Here is a 2,708-nt window from a genome sequence, read left to right on the forward strand (position 1 = left end):
AGCGTCAGCCCGGGGTGGCCGAGGAGATGGTGCGCTGGGCCGCGATCGGGCAGATGGTCCGCCGTCTGGCACGCGGCCGGGAGGCGACCCGCCAGCAGGCCTGGACGAGTCAGGGCCCTATTTCCTGACCCTTCTCAAACACGCTCTAAGGCCCCGGGCAGGTGACCGGGTTGTGGCTAAGGCCCCCCGGCCAGGTGAGAAACCCCCAGGGGCCAGGGCCGGAGGCCTCTTGCGGCCGTCACCCCCTGCGGCGGGGGTGGCCACGGATGTGACCGGGCTGGGGCCAAAGCCCCGGGGAAGGTGGGAAACCCCCTGCGGCGGGGGAAGCGCAACGCCCTCCGGCTGTGGCTGGGGGCTCCGGGCCGGGGAATCCCCTGGGGCCGGGGCGGGAGGCCACATGCCGCCCTCGCCCCTGGGGCGGAGGAAGCGCTACGCCCTCCGGCTGTGGCTGTGGCTGTGGCTGTGGCCGTGGCCAAGGTCCCAGGCCGCATGGAACCCCGGGGGTCGGGCTGGGCGCCTTCGTGTTCTGGTCAAATTTGATTACCGGGTGATCAACTTTGACCACTGATGGGCGAGCGTGACCGTCCGGCCACCGGGACGGCAGCATGAAGCGCCCCCCGGGGCGCCGGGAGGCCCCGCGGTCGCACGGGTGGTGCGGCCGCGGGGCGGTCGGTGGCGGGAGGCGCCCGGGGTCACTTGGTGGAGCCGGCGAAGACCCCCTGGACGAAGTGCTTCTGGAAGGCGAAGAACACTATGAGCGGCACCAGCATGGACAGGAACGCCCCCGACGCCAGCAGGTCGATGTTGCTGCCGAACTGGCGCAGCTGGGAGCGCAGCGCCACGGTCAGCGGGGCGGCGTCCGGGCTGGTGAAGACCAGGGCCACCAGCATGTCGTTCCACACCCACAGGAACTGGAACACGGCGAGCGAGGCCAGCGCCGGCCGGGCCACCGGGAGCACCACCTTGCGGAAGATCCGCCACTCACCGGCCCCGTCCATGCGGGCCGCCTCCAGCAGGTCGCGGGGGATGCCCACGAAGAAGTTCCGCAGCAGGAACACCGCGAACGGCAGCCCGAACGCCACGTGGAACAGGATCACCCCGGTGATCGACCCGAAGATCCCCAGCGCCCCGTACAGCTGGGAGATCGGGATCAGTGACGCCTGGATGGGCAGCACCAGCAGCCCCACCACGCCCACCATCACCCAGTCGCGTCCGGGGAAGTCGAGCCACACCAGCGCGTACGCCGCCAGCGCCCCGATCACCACCACGAGGACGGTCGACGGTACGGAGATGTACACGGTGTTGAGGAACGACTGGAGGATGGCCTGGTTGTCCACCAGCCGCGCGTAGTTGTCCAGGGTCAGCTGGGTGGGTTCGAGCAGGGCCGTCCACCACCCGGTGTTGGTGTTGGCCGACTCCGACCGCAGGGACACCAGCAGCAGGCCCACCACGGGCAGCATCCAGAACAGGGCGATCAGCACCAGGATCACCTGGAGCGTCCCGGTTCCGAGACGGTCGACGATGCGGCTCAGGACGCCCCGGCGGGGCGTGCCGGACACCGACACCTCGACGACGGAGGGCGTTCTCCGGGTCGTCGTCGTGCTCACGAGCGCTCCTTGCGGAATCGGCGGATGTTGAAGTACATGATCGGCAGTACCAGGACCAGCAGCAGGACCACGAGCGCGCTGCCCAGCCCCTGGTTGCCGCCCGCCCCGAAGGACACCTGCCACATCTGCAGGGCGATCACGCTGGCGTCGGCCTGGACCGACCCGGGGGCGATGACGAACACCAGGTCGAAGATCTTCAGGACGTTGATCACCAGCGTCACGAACACCACCAGCAGCAGCGGCCCCAGCAGTGGCACGGTGACCTTGCGGAACACCTGCCATTCGGTGGCGCCGTCCACCCGGGCGGCCTCCAGGGCGTCGCGCGGGATCGCGGCGAGCCCGGCGGCGATGAACGTGATCGCGAACCCGGTCATGATCCACACCCACGCGGAGATGATCACCGGCGTGACCAGGCTCGGCCCCAGCCAGGTGAGCCCGTTGAACGGTTCGGTGAAGTTCCCCGCGGCCAGGTGCAGCGTGTACTCGCCCGCGGGCAGGTCCGCCAGCAGGAACCGCCCGTCGTCGCCGGTGGTGGCGGTGGCGGCGACCGCGCCGCCGGCGTCCAGCGCCTCGACGGTCAGGCGGGGCATCCCGCGCTCACCGGGGTCGATGCCGTCGGCCTCGCCGCCTAGGGCGGCGTCGAGCCACACCACCCCCTGGATGACGTCGGGGGCGCCCTCGGGCAGCGCGGCCTGGGCCGCCTGCTCGGGGAGGTCGCCCGGCCGGACGCCGACCAGGGGCAGGGCGACCACGTCGCCGGGCACGTGCGCGTCCGCGGTGGTGTACCCGCCCAGGGCGGCGTCGGGGCCCAGCGGCCCCTCCTCGCGGGGGCGGGCCCCGGGGTACTCGGAGGGGGTCCGGAACACGTCGTGGACGGTGACGATGGCGGCGTTGACGACGCCGCGGTCGGGGTTCTCGTCGTAGACGAGCCGGAAGATGATGCCGGACGCGAACAGGGAGATCGCCATCGGCATGAACAGCAGGATGCGGAACGCGGTCGCCCAGCGGATCCGCTCGGTCAGCACGGCGAGGATCAGCCCCAGCCCGGTGACCACGGCGGGGGCGACCAGCACCCAGATCCCGGTGTTGCGGATCGCGGTG

Annotated in this window: 2 protein-coding genes; both read right to left on the minus strand. The window is 71.4% G+C overall.

The features are described 5' to 3' along the window. Window positions 1-692: 692 nt before the first annotated feature. The gene (locus ACJOT3_RS33935) at window positions 693-1,607 is read right to left on the minus strand and encodes a carbohydrate ABC transporter permease (RefSeq protein WP_406977225.1); all 915 of its coding nucleotides are present in this window, start codon (window positions 1,605-1,607) and stop codon (window positions 693-695) included. Then, a partial coding sequence (locus tag ACJOT3_RS33940; RefSeq protein WP_406977226.1) for a carbohydrate ABC transporter permease occupies window positions 1,604-2,708 on the minus strand: 1,105 nt, incomplete at its 5' end. The genes ACJOT3_RS33935 and ACJOT3_RS33940, both read right to left, overlap by 4 nt.

Origin of the sequence: Nocardiopsis protaetiae (genome assembly GCF_045446735.1) — a bacterium.
Classification (GTDB): Bacteria; Actinomycetota; Actinomycetes; order Streptosporangiales; family Streptosporangiaceae; genus Nocardiopsis; species Nocardiopsis protaetiae.